Annotated in this window: 18 protein-coding genes and 2 tRNA genes; 3 read left to right on the forward strand and 17 right to left on the reverse strand. The window is 62.5% G+C overall.

The genetic code is table 11. The annotated features are described in order from the left end of the window. Positions 1–410: 410 nt before the first annotated feature. Together tyrS and Q6E04_RS02020 are read right to left on the reverse strand one after the other, a co-directional pair. Complete coding sequence (tyrS, locus tag Q6E04_RS02015; protein WP_303249230.1) at positions 411–1,628, reverse strand: tyrosine--tRNA ligase; 1,218 nt, start codon at positions 1,626–1,628, stop codon at positions 411–413. Positions 1,629–1,756: 128 nt separating this feature from the next. Beyond that, a complete protein-coding gene (locus Q6E04_RS02020) occupies positions 1,757–4,225 on the reverse strand; it encodes a U32 family peptidase (protein ID WP_303249156.1) in 2,469 nt (822 codons plus the stop codon). 177 nt (positions 4,226–4,402) lie between these two features. Between Q6E04_RS02020 and Q6E04_RS02025 the strand changes: the two genes are divergently transcribed. Both Q6E04_RS02025 and Q6E04_RS02030 read left to right on the forward strand, forming a co-directional pair. Continuing rightward, complete coding sequence (locus Q6E04_RS02025; protein ID WP_303249157.1) at positions 4,403–6,571, forward strand: transglycosylase domain-containing protein; 2,169 nt, start codon at positions 4,403–4,405, stop codon at positions 6,569–6,571. Positions 6,572–6,744: 173 nt separating this feature from the next. After that, complete coding sequence (locus Q6E04_RS02030) at positions 6,745–7,581, forward strand: Mrp/NBP35 family ATP-binding protein (protein WP_303249158.1); 837 nt, start codon at positions 6,745–6,747, stop codon at positions 7,579–7,581. Between the two features lie 115 nt (positions 7,582–7,696). On the opposite strand, the gene Q6E04_RS02035 is transcribed toward Q6E04_RS02030, so the two are convergent. The 7 genes from Q6E04_RS02035 to infC all read right to left on the reverse strand — a co-directional run bounded on the left by Q6E04_RS02035 (position 7,697) and on the right by infC (position 11,006). Continuing rightward, positions 7,697–8,257: a hypothetical protein gene (locus tag Q6E04_RS02035; protein WP_303249159.1), complete on the reverse strand. Its 561-nt coding sequence runs from the start codon at positions 8,255–8,257 to the stop codon at positions 7,697–7,699. Beyond that, the gene (locus tag Q6E04_RS02040; RefSeq protein ID WP_303249160.1) at positions 8,250–8,708 is read right to left on the reverse strand and encodes a hypothetical protein; all 459 of its coding nucleotides are present in this window, start codon (positions 8,706–8,708) and stop codon (positions 8,250–8,252) included. The genes Q6E04_RS02035 and Q6E04_RS02040 overlap by 8 nt, the downstream gene beginning before the upstream one ends. Positions 8,709–8,805: 97 nt before the next feature. Then, positions 8,806–8,881 (reverse strand) — tRNA-Ala (locus Q6E04_RS02045). Positions 8,882–9,253: 372 nt separating this feature from the next. Further along, positions 9,254–9,329 (reverse strand) — tRNA-Ala (locus Q6E04_RS02050). 508 nt (positions 9,330–9,837) lie between these two features. Continuing rightward, a complete protein-coding gene (gene rplT / locus Q6E04_RS02055; RefSeq protein WP_123197616.1) occupies positions 9,838–10,194 on the reverse strand; it encodes a 50S ribosomal protein L20 in 357 nt (118 codons plus the stop codon). Positions 10,195–10,211: 17 nt separating this feature from the next. After that, complete coding sequence (gene rpmI, locus Q6E04_RS02060) at positions 10,212–10,409, reverse strand: 50S ribosomal protein L35 (protein WP_123197617.1); 198 nt, start codon at positions 10,407–10,409, stop codon at positions 10,212–10,214. A gap of 39 nt (positions 10,410–10,448) precedes the next feature. Next, complete coding sequence (gene infC / locus Q6E04_RS02065) at positions 10,449–11,006, reverse strand: translation initiation factor IF-3 (protein ID WP_123197618.1); 558 nt, start codon at positions 11,004–11,006, stop codon at positions 10,449–10,451. A 318-nt stretch (positions 11,007–11,324) separates the two neighbouring features. Between infC and Q6E04_RS02070 the strand changes: the two genes are divergently transcribed. Continuing rightward, complete coding sequence (locus tag Q6E04_RS02070; protein WP_303249161.1) at positions 11,325–12,122, forward strand: PHP domain-containing protein; 798 nt, start codon at positions 11,325–11,327, stop codon at positions 12,120–12,122. Between the two features lie 11 nt (positions 12,123–12,133). Here Q6E04_RS02070 and hisE read toward each other — a convergent pair whose 3' ends face one another. From hisE to hisD, 8 genes are read right to left on the reverse strand one after another with little or no spacing between them, the layout of a single operon-like run. Further along, on the reverse strand, positions 12,134–12,451 hold the full coding sequence (gene hisE / locus Q6E04_RS02075; RefSeq protein WP_303249162.1) for a phosphoribosyl-ATP diphosphatase: 318 nt from the start codon (positions 12,449–12,451) through the stop codon (positions 12,134–12,136). 4 nt (positions 12,452–12,455) lie between these two features. Then, positions 12,456–12,782 carry a phosphoribosyl-AMP cyclohydrolase gene (hisI, locus tag Q6E04_RS02080; RefSeq protein ID WP_303249163.1) on the reverse strand — a complete coding sequence of 109 codons (327 nt, stop codon included), beginning with the start codon at positions 12,780–12,782 and terminating at the stop codon, positions 12,456–12,458. 10 nt (positions 12,783–12,792) lie between these two features. After that, positions 12,793–13,575 (reverse strand): imidazole glycerol phosphate synthase subunit HisF, encoded by a 783-nt coding sequence (gene hisF, locus Q6E04_RS02085; RefSeq protein ID WP_303249164.1) that lies wholly within the window; start codon positions 13,573–13,575, stop codon positions 12,793–12,795. Next, positions 13,569–14,327 (reverse strand): 1-(5-phosphoribosyl)-5-[(5-phosphoribosylamino)methylideneamino] imidazole-4-carboxamide isomerase, encoded by a 759-nt coding sequence (locus tag Q6E04_RS02090; RefSeq protein WP_303249165.1) that lies wholly within the window; start codon positions 14,325–14,327, stop codon positions 13,569–13,571. The genes hisF and Q6E04_RS02090 overlap by 7 nt, the downstream gene beginning before the upstream one ends. Then, a complete protein-coding gene (gene hisH, locus Q6E04_RS02095; RefSeq protein WP_303249166.1) occupies positions 14,324–14,980 on the reverse strand; it encodes an imidazole glycerol phosphate synthase subunit HisH in 657 nt (218 codons plus the stop codon). Before hisH ends, Q6E04_RS02090 begins: the two co-directional genes overlap by 4 nt. A 9-nt stretch (positions 14,981–14,989) precedes the next feature. Continuing rightward, positions 14,990–15,574: an imidazoleglycerol-phosphate dehydratase HisB gene (gene hisB / locus Q6E04_RS02100; protein WP_303249167.1), complete on the reverse strand. Its 585-nt coding sequence runs from the start codon at positions 15,572–15,574 to the stop codon at positions 14,990–14,992. Then, complete coding sequence (gene hisC / locus Q6E04_RS02105) at positions 15,571–16,701, reverse strand: histidinol-phosphate transaminase (RefSeq protein ID WP_303249168.1); 1,131 nt, start codon at positions 16,699–16,701, stop codon at positions 15,571–15,573. Before hisC ends, hisB begins: the two co-directional genes overlap by 4 nt. After that, entirely contained in the window at positions 16,659–18,038 is a 1,380-nt protein-coding gene (gene hisD / locus Q6E04_RS02110; RefSeq protein WP_303249169.1) for a histidinol dehydrogenase, read from the reverse strand. Before hisD ends, hisC begins: the two co-directional genes overlap by 43 nt. Positions 18,039–18,041 lie beyond the last annotated feature (3 nt).

Here is an 18,041-nt window from a genome sequence, read left to right on the forward strand (position 1 = left end):
CGGTTTTCAAGGTCCCCCGCCTCGTCTCCGAGGGGGTGCCGCGTCGAGCGGCGAGAAATCATATTATTCTCGCCGCATCGGGAAGTCAAGAACAAATTTAAAAAAATTTTAACGTCTTGTGCCGCTGCCTTATCGAGCGCCTCCCGTGCGACAAGTCGAATATTATGGGGGCAAGATCGACTTGGCGCAAGACCCGTTTCAGGCGTTCACGACTCCTCCATAGAACGGATGCGTGCGACATCCCGCCCCTCCTCTAATGCTCTAATACGTCAGCTTTGATAACGGGACGCGAAAGCGACGGCATATGCGAAGAAAAAAACGCCGCCTCGCTTTTCGCGAGACGGCGTTTCTATTCGTCCTTCACAAAAGGAAGGCCGCCTTTTCAGACAGAGCCGACCATTCGACGGGATTTATGCAAGGCGGAAGAACTTCTTCTTTCCGACCTGAACCTCAGCGGCAACAAGCAGCTCGGGAGCGACATTATACGCCTTCGCCTCGAGAGCCTCGCCGTTGACCTTCACGGCGCCGCCGTCGATGAGACGACGGGCCTCGGAGACGCTCTGGGCAGCGCCCGCATCGACGAGAACCTTGGCGAAGTAGACCTTGCCTTCGTCGTTGGGGGTCAGGTCGGCTTCGAACACAGGGGCGTCGGCTGGGAAGCCGTGCTCCTTGAACTTCAGGTCGAAGTCGGCCTCTGCCGCTGCAGCAGCCTCTTCGTCATGATAAGCGGCCACGATATTGCGAGCGAGTGCGCGCTTCACCTTATTGGGATGCAGCTCCTCGGCAGCGAGACCGCGCTCGATTTCGTCGATTTCGGCGACGCTTGCCGTGGAGGCCAGGCGATAGTACTTCACCATGAGCTCGTCGGGGATGCTCATGACCTTGCCGAACATGTCGTTCGCATCGTCGGTCAGACCGATGTAGTTGCCGTAGCTCTTGGACATCTTCTGCACGCCGTCGGTGCCCTCGAGCAGAGGAAGCGTCAGCGCAACCTGGGGTTCCATGCCCATCTTCTCCATGAGCTCGCGGCCGGCGAGCAGATTGAACAGCTGATCGGAACCGCCGAGCTCGACGTCGGCCTCGATGACGACCGAGTCGTAGGCCTGCATGACGGGATAGAGGAACTCGTGCAAAGCGATCGGCAGGCCGCCGGTATAGCGCTTGTGGAAGTCGTCGCGCTCGAGAATGCGGGCGACGGTGAAATTGCTCAGAAGCTTGAGCAGCTTCTCCATGTCGAGATTCAAGATCCACTCGGAGTTGTAACGCAGCGTGGTCCTCTCGGGGTCGAGGATCTTGAAGGCCTGGTCGACGTACGTCTGGGCGTTCGCCGCGATCTGCTCGCGCGTGAGCTGGGGACGCGTGGAATTACGGCCGGAAGGATCGCCGATCAGCGCGGTGCCGTCGCCGATGATGAGGGTCACGCGATGGCCGAGGTCCTGGAACTGGCGCAGCTTGCGCAGCGGAACCGCATGGCCGAGGTGGATATCGGGAGCCGTGGGATCGACGCCGAGCTTGATATTGAGCTCTTTGCCGCGCTTGAGCTTTTCGAGAAGAAGGCTCTCGGGCACGAGGGTGTCGATTCCGGATTTGATGATGTGAAGCTGTTCTTCGGGAGTTATCGGACTCATCTCCTTTGCTGCGAAGCGCATGCGCGCATTTCACTCATAACTGGCTGACCGACCGTGCGGCGGGCCCTGCTTGCGAAAGGCTCGCCTCACGTTATGGAATTGCATGGTAGCACAGCGGCGTCGAAACGCTACTGAACGCCCCTGAATAGATGACCGGTGGTGCATCCTTCCGCCTTAGGAAGGGAATTGTCGCCCTTCGCCGCGATGTCACGCGCGCGGACGACGCGGGAAACGGCCTTGGTCGTCTGCTCGACGTTCATGAGCGTGGTATCCACCATGAACGCCGACACGCCCGCGGCGATGAGCTTGCACGCCAGATGGGCGGCGTCGAGCTGAACCGCGTTGTACAGGTGGCTCCTGCCGCACGAATCCGTAACGACCTGGAACTGGTAGCCCTTGCGGTCCTCGAGGAAGTGCGGGCTCTTGCGTCGGGCGCACTCGCCGCAGCGCTGGTCGCAGGGGCCCTGGCTCATAAGCAGGCAATGCTCGGTGGTCATAAGCTCCTGGTAGCCCGACACGGTGAGGCCGAGCGGCACCGGGCTCTTCTCGCCGAGCTTTTCGATCTGGGCGAGCGTGAGCTCGGGCGAAAGCCACACGCGCTCGACGCCCATATCGGCCATCGCCTGAAGCGAATAGGCGTTCGTCAGGGGGATGTGCGGACCCGCCTCGACGACCATGCCCTCGTCGATAGCGCGCGCGAGCTGGCCGAAGTTCTCGACGAACAGCGGCTTGCCGGGCTTGGCGTACTCCCAGACATCGAAGACGGGATCGGAATTCATGGGCTTCTTGTCCACCACGGGCATCGCCATCACGCATTTGCCGGGGTAGCCCGCCTGCTCGGCCGTCGCGCTCAGCTGGCCTGCGACGCACGCCTCGCCGCGACGGTAGTTCAGCACGGGAACGTAAATCGCGTCCGCACCCGCCCTCTTGGCGGCGCGGGCGCAAGCCGGGTTGGTCGCGAACGCAACGACCGTGCAGGGACGGTTCATCGCGGGAGCGGACTTGGCATTCTGCGGGGCCTTGGGGACCTTACGGTCACGGTAGCGCTCGAGCAGCGCCTCCTCGAGCCTCTTGAGCGCCTGAGTGCGCGCCTTGTGCAGGGCGGAGAACCCGATGCCGACGCCCTCGTCGATATCGACTTCGAGCGATTCGAAGAAAAACGGGGTGTTGCCCAGACGGTCGATGTGCTCGTAGGCCTCTTCGGACGTGACGGCCCTGGTGCGAGCAGCCTCGACGACGGGACCCTCGAAGCGCACCGAGGCGTCGAGACAGGACGCTTCGATGACCAGCGGCTCGCCGATTCTAAGCATCGCATGCGCACGCACGCCGATACGCGGCTCGAAAGCATCGTCGGTAAACGCCAGCGAAGCGTCGCGCACACGAAAGACGCGGTCGCCCTTGCCGACGCGCTTGGCAAGCGGGAATCGGCATCGGTCGCCTTGGAAGGACGCGTCCTCGAGCGTGTGGGCGAAATGGCCCTTGCCCGTCCAGAATTCAAGCACGTCGCCCTCGTGCAGGTCGACTTCGGCAGAGACGGTCACGAAGCCGTCTTTGGCCTGAACGACGCGACCAACGAACACGCCACGGTTGTTGGGACGGCCGTAGCTCATGATGTCGTTGCCGCGACGACCTTTCAGATACCCCTCGGTAAAGCCTCGGCTGAACGCCTCCGTGAGCATGCGACGCTCATCGTCGGTGGGACCGACCCCTTCTTCGCGCAGGCGCGCGGCGGCCTCGACGGGGTCTTCGATGCCGTATTCGTCGCAGTGCTCGGCAAGGCGGTCGAGCACCGCGCGATACACGCCCACGACGGTCGAAACGTATTCGGGCGACTTCATGCGGCCCTCGATTTTCACGCTGTCGACGCCGGTGGCGCCGAGCTCGATCAACGTGTCGATCGAGCATAGGTCTTTCGGGGAGAGCAGATGCTCGCCCGGAGAGGGCAGCGCATTGCGCACGGCGGCGTTGTGCAGCGAATACGGAAGCCTGCACGCCTGCGCGCACATGCCCCTGTTCGCGGAGCGCCCGCCGATAAGCGAGCTCATGAAACACTGGCCCGAGTAGCAGATGCACAGCGCGCCGTGGCCGAAGCATTCTGCGGTCATGCCGTACTCGTGGGCCGCGGCGCTCGCTTCGGCGATTTCGAGCAGGGTCAGCTCGCGGGCGAACGTGACACGCGATGCGCCCAACGCCGCAACGGCCTTGACGCCGTCGACGCCGTGGGTATTCATCTGCGTCGAAATATGGACTTTCGCCTCAGGAAGCACCCTGCGCACTTCGCGGGCGAGGCCGATATCTTGGATGATAAAGGCATCGACGCCGCGGCGCCACGCCTGGCGCACGAGCTCGAGGGCCTTGGAGCCCTCGTCGGCTATGACGGCGATATTGACCGTCATATAAATGTTGACACCGCGCAGATGGGCGTAATCGCACGCCTGCGCGAGATTGTCGAGCGTGAAATTGTCGGCGCCACGGCGGGCATTGAAATCCTCGCATCCGAGGTATACGGCGTCGGCGCCGGCCTGGACCGCAGCATGCAGACACGTCATGTTGCCTGCAGGCGCGAGCAATTCCAGGTTACGGTATGGGTTCGTCATGGAAAATATCCTTATCGTTATCGAGCAACTTTGCGAATGATACCGCTTTCGGGTATCGTATCCTCCATGAAACCACGGAGAAAACAGCGCGAATCGCGCGCACACGCTGGGCTGTGGACCGTACTTATCGTCACGGTAGGTATCGGAGCGGCCTTATTCGGTTGCTACCAGGGCGGAATGGCGCTCGTCGACGAATGGTGCAAGGACCTTCCCGACGTGCGCGATACCGACGCGTACAACCTCGCTGAGAAATCCACCATCTATGCGAACGATTACGACGAAGCGAGCGGCACGGGCACCGTTTTGGCGGAGCTGTACCTCGAAAAGCGCGAGCCTGTCGAAATCGACCAGGTGAGCAGATACGTCCTCGAGGGCACCGTCGCAACCGAGGACGTCCGATTCTATCAGCATAACGGCGTCGACCTCCAGGGCATCGTGCGCGCGCTTGCCGTCAACCTCGCAGGCGGCCAAGAGGGCGCCTCAACGATCACGCAGCAATACGTGCGCAACACCCTGATCGCCGACGAGATGACCGACATCTCCCTGAAGCGCAAGGTGCGCGAGATGGAGCTTGCCGTCGACCTCGAGAAGATATTCACCAAAGACGAGATCTTGATGATGTACCTCAACACCATCAACTACGGCGACGGCTGCTACGGCATCCAGGCTGCAGCCGACCACTACTACTCCGTCAACGCCGACAACCTGACCATCGCACAAGCCGCCACGCTGATCGGCATCCCCAACTCCCCCACGATGTACAACCCGACCATCAACCCCGAAGCGGCGATGGAGCGACGTAACGTCGTGCTTTCGCGCATGCTCACCAACGGGGTCATCACGCAGGACGAATACAACGCGGCAAAAGCCGAAGACCTCAACCTCAACGTCAAGGCCGAAGACGGCCAGAACGGCATCAATCTGTACCCCTGGTTCACCACTTGGGTACGCGACCTGCTGCTTGCGCAAGACAATCCGTACGACTTCACCACCGACAAGCTGTTCAAGGGCGGCTACACGATCGTCACGAGTCTCGACCCGAAAATGCAGCAGTACGCCGAAGAGGCCGTGAATGAACAGTACGAAAAAGGCCGCCTCGCCGACAAGAGGCAAGAGTTCGCCCTGACCCTGATCGATCCCTCAACGGGCTTCGTCAAGGCCATGATCGGCGGCAAGGACTACTGGAACGGCGATCAGTTCAACATCGCGACCAGCTCCAACGGCAGGCCCGTCGGCTCCACGTTCAAGGCGTTCACCCTTGCCGACGCCATCGAGAAAGGCATCAGCCCCTCCACGAACATGAACTGCGACGGTCCCGTGAAGGTCGAAAGCGGAGGCGGTTCGTCGCACTCCATCTATAACTACGGCAAAGCCGACTACGGCACGCTTTCGATCGCCGACATGACCGCCGTCTCGTCGAACACGGGATTCGTGCGCCTGTCGTTCACCGATTCGGAGAAAAGCGGCGTCACGCCCCAGTCGATCAACGAGATGGCAGCCCGCCTCGGGCTGAACAAGGCGAACCTGAAGCAGAACGTGCCCACCACCACGCTCGGCGTCGAAAACGCCAACACCACGGAAATGGCAGCCGCATACGCCACGTTCGCAAACGGAGGCGTCTATCGCGAGCCCACGCCCGTTGTCAAGATCATCGACCGTGACGGCGAAACCATCGTCGACAAAAGCGCAGGTTCGAAGGGCACGCAAGCCCTCGATTCCTCCGTCGCTTACGCCGTCACGCAGGTGCTCCAGGGCGTCATCACCAAGCCCATGGGAACGGCGGGCGACGCCATGCTGGCATCGGGTCAGGTCGCCGCAGGCAAAACCGGAACGACCGACGATTGGCATGACCTGTGGTTCGTCGGCTACACCCCGCAGCTTTCCTGCGCCGTATGGACAGGAGACCGATCCAATCAGGCCGAGCTGAGCACGAGCCCCTGGAACCAGCTGATTTGGAAGAGTCTTATGACGAAATGCCTCGCCGACTCCCCTATCAAGGAATTCGCCAAGGCGCCAACGCCCAACTACGACAGCTCCTACAAAGGTTCGTATGGATCGAAATCCGATGAAGACGAGGACGACGACGAATCTTTGTCGGATGAGTCCGACTCCGAGAAGGACGCGTCCGACAAATCGCCGAACGCCTCGGGCAATACGACTGGAAATACGGGAGGCTCGAGCGGGAGTGACGACACCGCAAAGCCGCCTGTCAGCCCCGACCCCGAGCCCAAACCCGATCCGACCCCCGACCCCGACCCCGAGCCCGATCCGACCCCCGACCCCGAGCCAAGTCCTGATCCTGGCGGAGGGACAGGCGGCAGCGGAGGCACGACCCCTACCCCTTAGCGAATCGAGACGGCTCGGCGCCGGTGCAAAGGCGGAAGCTTCATGGCTTCCGCCTTCTTTATGCTCTCGCGAAACCGACAGAATACAGAGCGATGCCGAGTGCTATGATGACCTCGACCGTAATTGCCGGCAAAACAATCGCAATGCCGGCCGAATCATGAAAGAGATCGATCATGAACGATAACCAGCAAACCCCCGAAACCTGTTCGCACAACTGCGGAACCTGCTCGAGCTCCTGCTCCGAGCGCACTGCTCCTCAAAAACTCTCCCCGAACGCCGTTTCGAAAGTCGGTAAGGTGGTCGGCATCGTTTCCGGCAAAGGCGGCGTCGGCAAGACCCTCGTCACCTGCCTGATCGCGTCCGAGCTGCAGAAAGCAGGCAAGCGCGTCGGCATCATGGACGCCGACGTGACGGGACCCTCTATTCCCAAGGCATTCGGCGCCAAAGGCCCGCTGACCGCCGACACAAACGGTCTCAATCCCGCCGAAAGCGCATCGGGCATCAAGATGATTTCCACCAACCTGATGCTCCCGAAAGAGGATATGGCCGTCGCCTGGCGCGGGCCGGTCGTTTCGGGCATCATCAGCCAATTCTTCAACGAGGTGAACTGGGGCGAAATCGACTACCTTCTCGTCGACATGCCCCCGGGCACCAGCGATGTTCTGCTGACCGTTTTCCAACAGCTGCCGCTCGACGGCATCGTCACGGTGTCCGCACCTCAGGAGCTTGTGGCCATGATAGTCGGCAAGGCCGTCAACCTGGCCCACGATATGGACGTCGACGTACTCGGCCTGGTCGAGAATATGGCCTACTACGAATGCGACGAATGCCATAAGAAGCACTACATCTTCGGCGAACCCCAAGGTGCCGAAGTGGCCGAGCGCTACGGCATCGGCTCCTACGCCACGCTCCCCATGGACCCCGCCGTCGCCGCCCTGGTCGACGCAGGCGAAATCGAACGTTACGACGCGCACGACGCCCTCAAGCCCATCCTCGACGTCATCCAGTAAAACGACACTATCGTGCGACAAAACGAAGCGCCCGAACGAATCTCTCGTTCGGGCGCTTTTCTTATATCGAACCCAACGGTCGCATCGAACTTTTACGGCGCGTCGAATCCGTCCTCTAGCAGCGACGCTTGCGCGCTGCGCGCGCCTTGCGCTTCGCGTCTATACGGCGCTCTCGCGCGGCCTCCTTGCGTTCATACCAATCTTCGGGATACGTAGTCTTCTTCACCTGCCAGGCCACGCAGGCCGTGACGATGACGAACAGGGCCTCGACTGAGTACAGCAAACCGGCCGTGCCAAGCGATATCTTGCTCGCAAGGTCCCATCCACCCAAAAGCGCGCTGACAAATGCAATCGCAAAAAACGGCGTGATGCGCGACGGCGTACGAGCACCGATTGCGCCGAGAAACGCATAAGCGACATTCGCCACAAACGACGCCAGAGGTATGGCGCTACGCGCAAGAAACACCATGAATAAATCGAGGTTGCCGAACATATCGAACAGCGGTGTTTCTTGCACGAGCAGAATCCCCTCGTCCACGACGAATGACAGAAGAGCCCAGCCCACCATGACGCGGCACAAGACGCGCAATACGCGCTGCTGCAGCGTGATTTTGTCTTCGGGCAGAACGAGGCCCCGTTGTCCCTGACGCCCCGTCTGAGACGTTTCCTCAGACATCGTCGGCCTCCGTGCGCATGCGCGCGGCTACGAGGGCACGCGAGACCTCGCCCGCCAGAGATGCGGTGGCGAAAAGAAGCGCCGAACCGACGGCCGCCGTCCATCCGATTTCATAAAGCAATCCGATAACGAGACAGGCGACCAAAGAGACCAGAAACAGAACCGAGCCGACGAGAGAAACAGCGCGCAGTGCATCCATGCGGCGAACGAGCCGGGCGCAACGCAGACCGAACAGGCAGACGCAACATGAAACGATGGAGGCGACGAGCAATACCGTACCTGCCGCCGCGTAAGCAGTGCCCGCGTGCAAAACGAGGCCTGCAGCCTCAAGGGAGCCCGCGCCGACAAGCGGAACGTTCGAGAGAAGAAAACACGACGCAACGGCACAGAGAAGCGACCAGAGAGTTCCGACGATGCAAAGGGCGCGCAAGGCCGTGCGCATTCTGTTCATACGGCCGCCTTTCTCGCAATGGACCTTTATCGACGTCTCGACTCGACAAGAACGTCGAAAACGAAAAACGCCGCTCTTTCGAGCGGCGCAGAGTTAATGGTGGAGCCTAGGGGGATCGAACCCCTGACCTCATGGCTGCCAGCCATGCGCTCTCCCAGCTGAGCTAAGGCCCCGTATTGGGTTCCGTGCTTTCGGGTCGCTTCCCTTTCGCGCGGTGCGAGAATTTATTATACGGATTCGAAAACGAGAGTCAAGCGGGAATTTGAACTTTTTTTCGGAATAGTTCGCGCAAGCATCGAAGCAAGGAGAAAGCGGCGCTGCAACAGCGCGGGGAAAGGCCGCACCACGGGCGATTCTCCTCCGACGACCGCCCCGCGAGCACCGTCCGTGACGATACATCCGCGCAGGCGATCTTCCGAAGAAGGATGCCGATCCGCGTAAGACTGCGGCATCGGCCGTCCCTCTTTTGCAAGGCAGACGATTGCACATAAAGAACGATGTGTCGAAAACGAAAAACGCCGCTCTTTCGAGCGGCGCAGAGTTAATGGTGGAGCCTAGGGGGATCGAACCCCTGACCTCATGGCTGCCAGCCATGCGCTCTCCCAGCTGAGCTAAGGCCCCGTATTGGGTTCCGTGCTTTCGGGTCGCTTCCCTTTCGCGCGGTGCGAGAATTTATTATACGGATTCGAAAACGAGAGTCAAGCGGGAATTTGAACTTTTTTTCGGAATAGTTCGCGCACGTTCTTTTCGCCCGCTTCGCCCCCCCCCATCCGCTCGCACGCAAGTCTCCACGATAGACGGCGATGCACACGAACCGCGATAGCGCGCAAGACGAGCGGAGACCCCCGAAACCCGGAATGCCGTCAGAAGACGCGAGAACGGGCGCTCCGCGACCCTGCAGGGCTCGCAAAGGATTCAAAGGCAGCAGTCCGACCGAAAAGCACGAGACTCGCTTCGAACGGCCTCTCTTCCCCTGGCCGACGCCCGAAGCGCCCTACGAATGAGGATTAGGCTAAGTAGCCACGACGTCCCGCCCGAGAGGACGGCCTCGCCTGACGCATCCGACTTCGAAATCCCGGCAAACAAAAAGCCCGCACGAATGCGGGCTTTCCATCGCAAAGAAGCGATGTTACTTCAGCGCGGCCTTGGCGACCTCGACGAGCTGAGCGAAAGCGTCAGGATCGGAGACGGCCATGTCGGCGAGAACCTTACGGTCGAGCTCGACGCCGGCCTTCTTGAGGCCGTTCATGAACACGGAGTAAGACAGACCGTTGATGCGAGCTGCAGCGTTGATACGGGTGATCCAGAGACGACGGATGTCGCGCTTCTTGTTGCGACGGTCGCGGTACTGGTACTGGAGCGAGTGCTGGACCTGCTCTTTAGCAGCACGATAGGTACGAGACTTCGCGCCATAGTAGCCTTTTGCACGGCCGAGGATGACACGACGCTTTTTATGGGCGGAAACTGCGCGCTTAACACGAGGCATTGAGTATCACTCCTTGCTTATCGAATACCGAGGTTCTTACCGACGACCTTGCGGTCAGCTGCGGCGAGTTCGGTCTCATGACGGAAATTACGGATGCGCTTGGGGCTCTTCTTGGTCTTGATGTGGCTCTTGAAAGCCTTGGCACGCATGATCTTGCCAGAGCCGGTGACGCGGAAGCGCTTGGCAGTGCCCTTGTGAGTCTTCATCTTAGGCATGACGTATGTCCTTTCTTCTACCGATTCGACGCCGCAGGTTTATTTGGCGTCTTTCTCTGCTGCCTTTTTCGCACTTGCCGGCAGCGGGGCAATAAGCATGTGCATGTTGCGACCTTCCATCTTGGGCGCATTCTCGATAACGGCGACGTCTTTCAGGTCGTCAGCCAAACGCTCGAGAATGGAAAGGCCTTGTTCGGGGTGAGCCATCTCGCGACCGCGGAACATGATCGTGATCTTCACCTTGGCGCCGCCCTCCAAGAAGCGAAGAACGTGCTTCTTCTTGGTTGTGTAGTCGCCGACGTCGATCTTGGGACGGAATTTCATTTCCTTGATTTCGATCTTCGTCTGGTTCTTGCGAGCCTGCTTCGCCTTGATGGCCTGGTCGTATTTGAACTTACCGTAGTCCATGATGCGGCATACGGGCGGTTCTGCATTCGGGGCGATCTCGACGAGGTCGAGACCCTGACCGTCGGCGATGCGCTGAGCTTCGCGCGTGTTGAAGATACCCATCTGCGATCCGTCGTAGCCGATCAAGCGGCATTCACGGGTGCGGATTTCGTCGTTGAGCCTGGGCTCCTGAGCTGCTATCGCGCTCACCTCCTCTTTCTCTCGCTTGCGCGAGTTCGTCGCTGCAACAAAAAAACCCTGCGCATAGCGACAGGGCACGAAAATGCGAAAACATATTCTTGCGACCCATCAGCTTGCGCCGAACTAGGCGGAGAGCTCATGCTCCCTCTTGAAACAGCTCGGATATCATAGCACAGCGCGAACGCTTTGCAAGCGATTCTCCTTATTTCTTGAAAATCGCTTTCGTACGACGTCGAAAGGCGCCTCCGAACGCCTCGTACCGATGCATCGCGCCCACAGGCCGCGCGCCGGCCTATCATGGCCGAAGGAAACGGCGAAAGGAACGCGATGGAACGGGTCGACTGTCATACCCATACCGTCTATTCGGACGGGACGAGCACGCTCGGGCAGAACGCGGCGGCAGCGGCGGCGCGCAACGTGACGACGATCGCCTGCACCGACCACCTGGCCCACCCCGCATTCATGGACTGCGCCATCGACGAGGGGCGCATCGCCGACCTGTCGCGCGACATCGCCCGATGCCGCGAAGCGCACCCCGAACTCGATATCGTCTTCGGATTCGAGGCCGACTGGTACGAGGGATGCGAGCGCGATATCGAAGCCGTGCGCGGAGATGCGACGTTTCTGCTCGGCTCGGTCCATTACCTCGGCGAATACGCCGTCGATTGGCTCGGAGACATGCGTATCTGGGACGAAGCGGGGCCCGACGAAGTATGGCGACGCTACGTCGACGACTGGTGTCTGGCATGCTTTTGCCCCGTCGGATTCGATTCGATGGCCCATCCCGACTTGGTGCGCCTTTTCGAAAAGAGCGGCTACGCCCCCTCGATCGACCTCGCGCCGCTTTGGGACGAGATGGCACAGGCCGCCCGCGACGCAGGCGTGCGTGTCGAGGTTTCGACGGCCGGCCTGCGCAAGCCGCTGCGCGACTTCTATCCTGCCCTCGGTCTGCTCGAGCGCTTCTGCGCGGCGGGCGTCGCGATCACCGTCGGGTCGGACGCCCACGAAGCGTCGTTTGTGGGGGCCGGCATAGAATCGGCCTACGCCTACGCCCGTCGCGCGGGATACAGAAGCATCGACGTTCCCCTTCCCGAAGGAGGATGGCGCAGCATCCCGATTCTTTAAGAAAATACAGGTCAGCGAGCCCTTGCATCAAGCTCGCCCGCGAGCTCGTCGAGCGTCACCCCGTTGCCCGCAAGAACCACCAGCAGGTGATACACCAGGTCGGCCGCTTCGTATCGGATATGATCGTGGTCTCGGTCCTTGCACGCGAGCGCAACCTCGCATGCCTCTTCGACCACCTTTTTCAGCGGCTCGTCGGGGTTTCCCTGCAACAGACGGGCCGTATAGCCCTCGGCGGGGTCGGCCGCACGTCGCCTCTCGATCACGTCCCACAGCCCTTCGAGGGTCGCGCCGATATCTCCCGGCTTCACGTTCTGCGTTCGCTCTCCCATGCCTCTACCCTTCTATCGTATTGAAGAAGCACGACCGCGCGCCCGTATGGCACGCAGGCCCCGCCGCATCCACTTCGACGAGCAGCGCGTCCCGGTCGCAATCGGCGCGCACCGAAAGCACGCGTTGCGTGTTGCCGCTCGTCGCGCCCTTGTTCCACAACTCCAGGCGCGAACGCGACCAGAACCACGTCGTACCCGTCTCGAGCGTCAACCGAAGCGATTCCTCGCTCATCCATGCCATCATGAGCACCTCGCCGGTGCCATGCTGCTGCACGATCGCGGGAATGAGGCCGCGATCGTCGTATTTCAATCCGAGCAGGGAAACGTCCATGCCCTCCTCCTTAGAAATCCATCCTCACGGGAATGCCCTGGCCGTCGAGGTATTCCTTCACTTGGCGGATGCTGAACGTGCCGAAATGAAACACGCTCGCCGCGAGCACCGCGTCGGCCTCGCCGTCGACGATGCCCTCGGCGAAATGCTCGAGCGACCCGACGCCGCCCGACGCGATGACGGGTATGGGGACGGCGCGAGAAACCGCCCTGGTCAGCGCGATGTCGAAGCCGTCTTCGGTGCCGTCGCGGTCCATCGACGTCAACAAGATCTCGCCCGCGCCGCGACGGGCGGCCTCTTCGGCCCATCGCAGCGCGTCGAGACCCGTCGCATTGCGGCCGCCGGCCGTGTAGACCTCCCAGCGGTCGGCTCCCGGAGCCCCTGGAGCGCCGACGCGCTTCGCATCGATGGCGCATACCACCGCCTGACTTCCGAACGCTGCGGCGGCGGCCGTTATCAGCGACGGGTCGGCGACCGCGGCCGAATTCAGCGAAAGCTTGTCGGCGCCCGCGGCCGCCATCCTGCGCATGCCGGCGATATCGCGGAATCCTCCGCCGACCGTGTACGGAATGGAAAGCCTCTCGGCCGCATGGGCCGCCATGTCGATGGTGGTCGCGCGGCGGTCGCTCGTCGCGGTGATATCGAGAAACACCACTTCGTCGGCGCCCTCTTCGTCGTAGAACCGCGCGAGCTCGACGGGGTCTCCCGCATCGCGCAGCCCTTCGAAATTGACGCCCTTGACGACGCGGCCGTCCTTCACGTCGAGGCACGGTATGACGCGTTTGGTCAGCATGGCACGCTCCTTTCCTCGCCGCAGGCTGCGGCGAGCGCGCCTTCGAGCGAAAACGCGCCCTCGTAGAGCGCCCGTCCGGCGATGCAGCCTTCGATGACGTCGGAGCCCTCGCGCGCGAGCTCCTCTACATCGGACAGCGAGGCGATGCCGCCCGAGGCGACGACGGGAAAGCCCGCCGCTTCGGCGATGCGGCGATAGGCGGAAACGTCGATGCCCGATTGCATGCCGTCGCGGGCGATGTCGGTGAACACAAGATGCCTGAAACCCGCATCGGCCAGGCGCGCGACCAAATCGAGCGCCGAAACGCCCGCGCCCTCGCGCCATCCGTCCACCTTGACCACGCCGTCGCGCGCGGCGACGTCGGCGGTCAAAAGCGCTCCGTATCGAGCCGCTGCCTGGGACGCGAACGCCGCATCGCGCACGATCGCCGTGCCAAGCGCGATGCGCGATGCGCCCGCCAAAGCAAGCTCGTCGATGCGCTCGAGGCTTCGCACGCCGCCGCCGACGTCCACCTTGAGCGACCCGAGCGCGCAGATTTCCTCGATAGCCGCCCGATTGGCCGCACGCACTGCCTCGCTTTCGCCGAATGCGGCCGACAGGTCGACGACATGGACCCATTCGGCGCCGCGTCGGGCGAACTCCGCGGCGACCGATGCGGGGTCGTCGCTATAAACCTTCATGCGAGCACGGTCGCCCCGTTCGAGACGCACGACCCGCCCCTCGATCAAATCGATTGCAGGAAAGAGAATCAATGCAACGCTCCTTTCCCTTCGGCGCCATTGACGATATCGACGAAATTGCACAGCACCTCGTGCCCGCGATGCGACGATTTTTCGGGATGGAACTGGCACCCGAAAACGAGGTCGCGCGCCACGGCGGCGGGAAACGCCGATCCGTACGCGCAACGGCACGACACGACGTCATCGCTTTCGGGGCGCGCCACGTACGAATGAGTGAAATAGAAATGCGCGCCATCCGGCACGCCGGCGAACAGCGGCCCGGCGCATTCTGTCATGGACACGTCGTCCCATCCCACGTGCGGCACCTTGAGGCCGGGCGCTTCGAGGCGCACGCACGAGCCCCTCAAGACACCGAGCCCCGCAACGACCTCGCCTTCGGGCGCGCCCTCTTCGCCGCCCTCGAAAAGAAGCTGCATACCCAAACAGATTCCCAGGAACGGACGCTGCGCCTCGATGGCTGAAAGCACGGCGTCGGCCTGACCGCTTTCCGCCATGAACGCCGCGGCGTCGGCGAAACTTCCCACCCCTGGCAGCACCACGGCGTCGGCTGATGCGATCGCATGCGGGTCGTCGGACACGCGCGCGCGGGCGCCTGCGGCCTCGAGGCCTCGTTTGGCCGACATCAGATTTCCCTTGTGATAGTCGACCACGACGATTTCCGCCATAGCAGCTCCTTACAACGATCCCTTCGTGGAAGGCACGCCTTTGACGCGAGGATCGTATTCGGCCGCTTCGCGCAAGGCACGGGCGCATGCCTTGAACGCCGCCTCGACGATATGGTGCCCGTTTTCTCCGCATACAAGACGCACGTGCAGCGTCACGCCGGCCTCGCGCGCGAACCCGATGAAGAATTCCTTCGCAAGCTGCGCATCGAACGACCCGATACGCTCGACCCCGGGGTCGGCCTCGTAAAACGCCTGACCACGCCTGGAAATATCGACGCTCGCCATGACGAGGGCCTCGTCCATGGGGACGAACGCGACACCGAAGCGACGAATCCCCTCCTTGTCGCCGAGCGCATCGCGAAACGCGCGGCCCAAGACGATTCCCACGTCTTCGACGGTGTGATGGTCGTCGACCCGCACGTCGCCGCGCGCTTTGATGTCGGCATCGAAGCACCCGTGCCTGACGAATGCGTCGAGCACGTGGTCGAAGAAGCCGACGCCCGTGTCGATCGCCGCGTCACCCGCCCCGTCGAGGCAAAGCGAAGCTTTGATCGAAGTCTCGGACGTGACGCGTTCGATCATCGACGTTCTCATGACGACTCCTTTCCGAGAAGGGACAGCGCGTCGATCACGCGGTCGTTCTCCTGCGGGGTGCCCACGGTGATGCGCAGGCAGTCCCCAAGAAGCGGATCACGTGAGAAATCCCTCGTCAGAATGGAGAATTCGTCACGCAGCCTCATATAGGCCTCGTGCGCATGCGGCATGCGGACGAGCACGAAATTGCCCTGGCTCGGCCAGGCTCGCACGCCGTCGACGGCGCTCAGGGATCGCTCGAGGCGGGTGCGCTCGGCCTTGATCGTCGCGATCGCACCGTCGTAGGCGTCGCGATTCGCCACGACCACGCGGGCCACGGCCTGTCCGATCGCATCCACCGAATACGGCTGGCGCACCGCAGCGATACCGTCGACCACGCCTTCCGGCGCGAGGAGATACCCGCATCGCACGCCCGCGAGAGCGAACGCCTTCGAGAAGGTGCGCAAAACGACCAGGTTGCCGTGATCGCGCATGAGTCCGACGCACGACGCCCCCTCATCGGCGAACTCGACGTACGCCTCGTCCACCACGACGATGCCTCGAGCACGCTCGGCAAGCGATGCCACCCATGCGGGGTCGACCGTATTGCCCGTAGGGTTGTTCGGCGACGTGACCATCACGATGTCGGCGCGCTCGGCGGCGGCTTCGACCGCCGCGTAATCGAGCGAAAAATCGGAGGGGTCGCGCGCAATGGAGAGGACCTCGGTGCCGGTCAGCTTCGCGTAAAGCGCGTAGATGCTGAACGTCGGAGGGCAGTCGAGCAGCACGCGCCCCGGCCCGCCGAACGCGAGCAGCAGATCGAAGATCAGCTCGTCGCCGCCGTTTCCCACCACGACCTGGGATCGTTTCACACCGTGCCATGCCGCGATATCGCCGCGCAGCCCATCCGCCAAAGGGTCAGGGTAGCGCTCGAAAGCGACCCCGGCCACGGCCTCGAGCGCCGCGGCTCGCACACCCTCGGGCATGCCGAAAGGATTCTCGTTCGCGCTGAGCACGATTTCCTGCACGCTCGAACCAGGGTCGTAGGGCTTAAGACCCGTCAAATCATCGCGCAGGCGGATGCGCGGATCGCCCGCCATGACGATCACGCCCCTTCCCCGCGCGGCGCGGCGAGGGGTTCGGGCCATGCGATGGCGCCGATATCGCCCAGGTCGAATCCGTCAAGACTCGTGCGGCCCGATTCGATCAAAGTGCGGCGCAGACCGACCGACAGCGCATGGGCCCACAGACCCTCCGCCTGCGCGAGCGTCTGGGCGGCCGGCCCGTCGGAGGCAAGGCCCGCCGGCGTATAGGCGACCACGGAGGATCGTTTTACGAAGTCCTCGACCGAAAGGGGATTGGAAAAAGCGGCCGTGCCGCCCGTGGGCAGCGTGTGATTGGGGCCTGCCACGTAATCGCCGAGCGGCTCGGAACTCCAGGGCCCCACGAAGATGGCGCCGGCGTTTTCGATCGAGCCGAGCAGCGAGAACGCATCGGCGCAGTGCAGCTCGAGGTGTTCGGGAGCTATCGTATTGACCGCGTCGAGCGCCGCCGCCATATCGGGCGCGACCACGACGACGCCCTGGTTATCCAGCGATTCGCGCGTGATCTGCGCGCGGGGGCTCGAAGCCAGCAAAAAGCCGATGCGCTCCTGGACCCGTTCGGCGAATGCCTCGTCGCAGGTCACCAGATAGCATGCGGCCAGAGGGTCGTGCTCGGCCTGAGCCATCAAATCGGCGGCGACCACCGTGGGGTCGGCCGAACCGTCGACGAGCACGCATACCTCGCTCGGGCCCGCCACCATGTCGATTCCCGCGTCGCCCGACACGATGCGTTTGGCTGCGGCCACGTATGCGTTGCCGGGACCGGTGATCTTCGCCACGCGCGGAATCGATTCGGTCCCGTACGCCAGCGCCGCGATCGCCTGCGCACCGCCGACGGCATACACTTCGTCGACGCCCGCGACCTTCGCCGCCGCCAGCGTATAGGGAGAGATGCCCCCTTCCTTCTGCGGCGGCGTCACCATGACGATGCGTCCGACGCCCGCGACCTTCGCGGGAATGGCGTTCATGAGGACGGTCGACGGATACTGAGCACGTCCGCCCGGCACGTAGATGCCCGCCGAAGAAACCGGCGTCACCTTCACGCCGAGAATAGTGCCGTCGGCACGAGTCGTGAACCACGACTGCGCGATCTCACGCTCGTGGAAATCCCTGATCTGGCGCGCGGCCTTCTCGAGCGCCTCCAGAAACGCAGGGTCGACGCGTTCGAGCGCTTCGTCCATCGCTGCGGGACCGACCGCGAACGACGCAGGCTCGACGCCGTCGAATTTCAGGCAGAACCCGCGCAAGGCCTCGTCTTTGCGCGAGCGGACCTCGTCGACGATTCCCTGGGCCGCTTCCATGACATGCGCAGGCAGAACGCCCTGGCGAGGCAGCTGTTCGGGCGCAAGGCGCCCGCCTTGCGAAAGACGTATGACGTTCATCTG

Source organism: uncultured Slackia sp. (assembly GCF_959608125.1).
GTDB lineage: Bacteria > Actinomycetota > Coriobacteriia > Coriobacteriales > Eggerthellaceae > Slackia.

Excerpts from the sequence above, each read along its gene's own strand:
- hisC (WP_303249168.1), bottom strand. The coding sequence starts at position 16,701 with ATGGCCCGAACCCCTCGCCGCGCCGCGCGGGGAAGGGGCGTGATCGTC.
- rplT (WP_123197616.1), bottom strand. The coding sequence starts at position 10,194 with ATGCCTCGTGTTAAGCGCGCAGTTTCCGCCCATAAAAAGCGTCGTGTC.
- hisF (WP_303249164.1), bottom strand. The coding sequence starts at position 13,575 with ATGCTGACCAAACGCGTCATACCGTGCCTCGACGTGAAGGACGGCCGC.
- Q6E04_RS02025 (WP_303249157.1), top strand. The coding sequence starts at position 4,403 with ATGGCGCTCGTCGACGAATGGTGCAAGGACCTTCCCGACGTGCGCGAT.
- Q6E04_RS02020 (WP_303249156.1), bottom strand. The coding sequence starts at position 4,225 with ATGACGAACCCATACCGTAACCTGGAATTGCTCGCGCCTGCAGGCAAC.
- tyrS (WP_303249230.1), bottom strand. The coding sequence starts at position 1,628 with ATGAGTCCGATAACTCCCGAAGAACAGCTTCACATCATCAAATCCGGA.
- Q6E04_RS02035 (WP_303249159.1), bottom strand. The coding sequence starts at position 8,257 with ATGTCTGAGGAAACGTCTCAGACGGGGCGTCAGGGACAACGGGGCCTC.
- Q6E04_RS02040 (WP_303249160.1), bottom strand. The coding sequence starts at position 8,708 with ATGAACAGAATGCGCACGGCCTTGCGCGCCCTTTGCATCGTCGGAACT.
- Q6E04_RS02070 (WP_303249161.1), top strand. The coding sequence starts at position 11,325 with ATGGAACGGGTCGACTGTCATACCCATACCGTCTATTCGGACGGGACG.
- Q6E04_RS02030 (WP_303249158.1), top strand. The coding sequence starts at position 6,745 with ATGAACGATAACCAGCAAACCCCCGAAACCTGTTCGCACAACTGCGGA.
- hisD (WP_303249169.1), bottom strand. The coding sequence starts at position 18,038 with ATGAACGTCATACGTCTTTCGCAAGGCGGGCGCCTTGCGCCCGAACAG.
- rpmI (WP_123197617.1), bottom strand. The coding sequence starts at position 10,409 with ATGCCTAAGATGAAGACTCACAAGGGCACTGCCAAGCGCTTCCGCGTC.
- hisH (WP_303249166.1), bottom strand. The coding sequence starts at position 14,980 with ATGGCGGAAATCGTCGTGGTCGACTATCACAAGGGAAATCTGATGTCG.
- hisB (WP_303249167.1), bottom strand. The coding sequence starts at position 15,574 with ATGAGAACGTCGATGATCGAACGCGTCACGTCCGAGACTTCGATCAAA.
- hisE (WP_303249162.1), bottom strand. The coding sequence starts at position 12,451 with ATGGGAGAGCGAACGCAGAACGTGAAGCCGGGAGATATCGGCGCGACC.
- hisI (WP_303249163.1), bottom strand. The coding sequence starts at position 12,782 with ATGGACGTTTCCCTGCTCGGATTGAAATACGACGATCGCGGCCTCATT.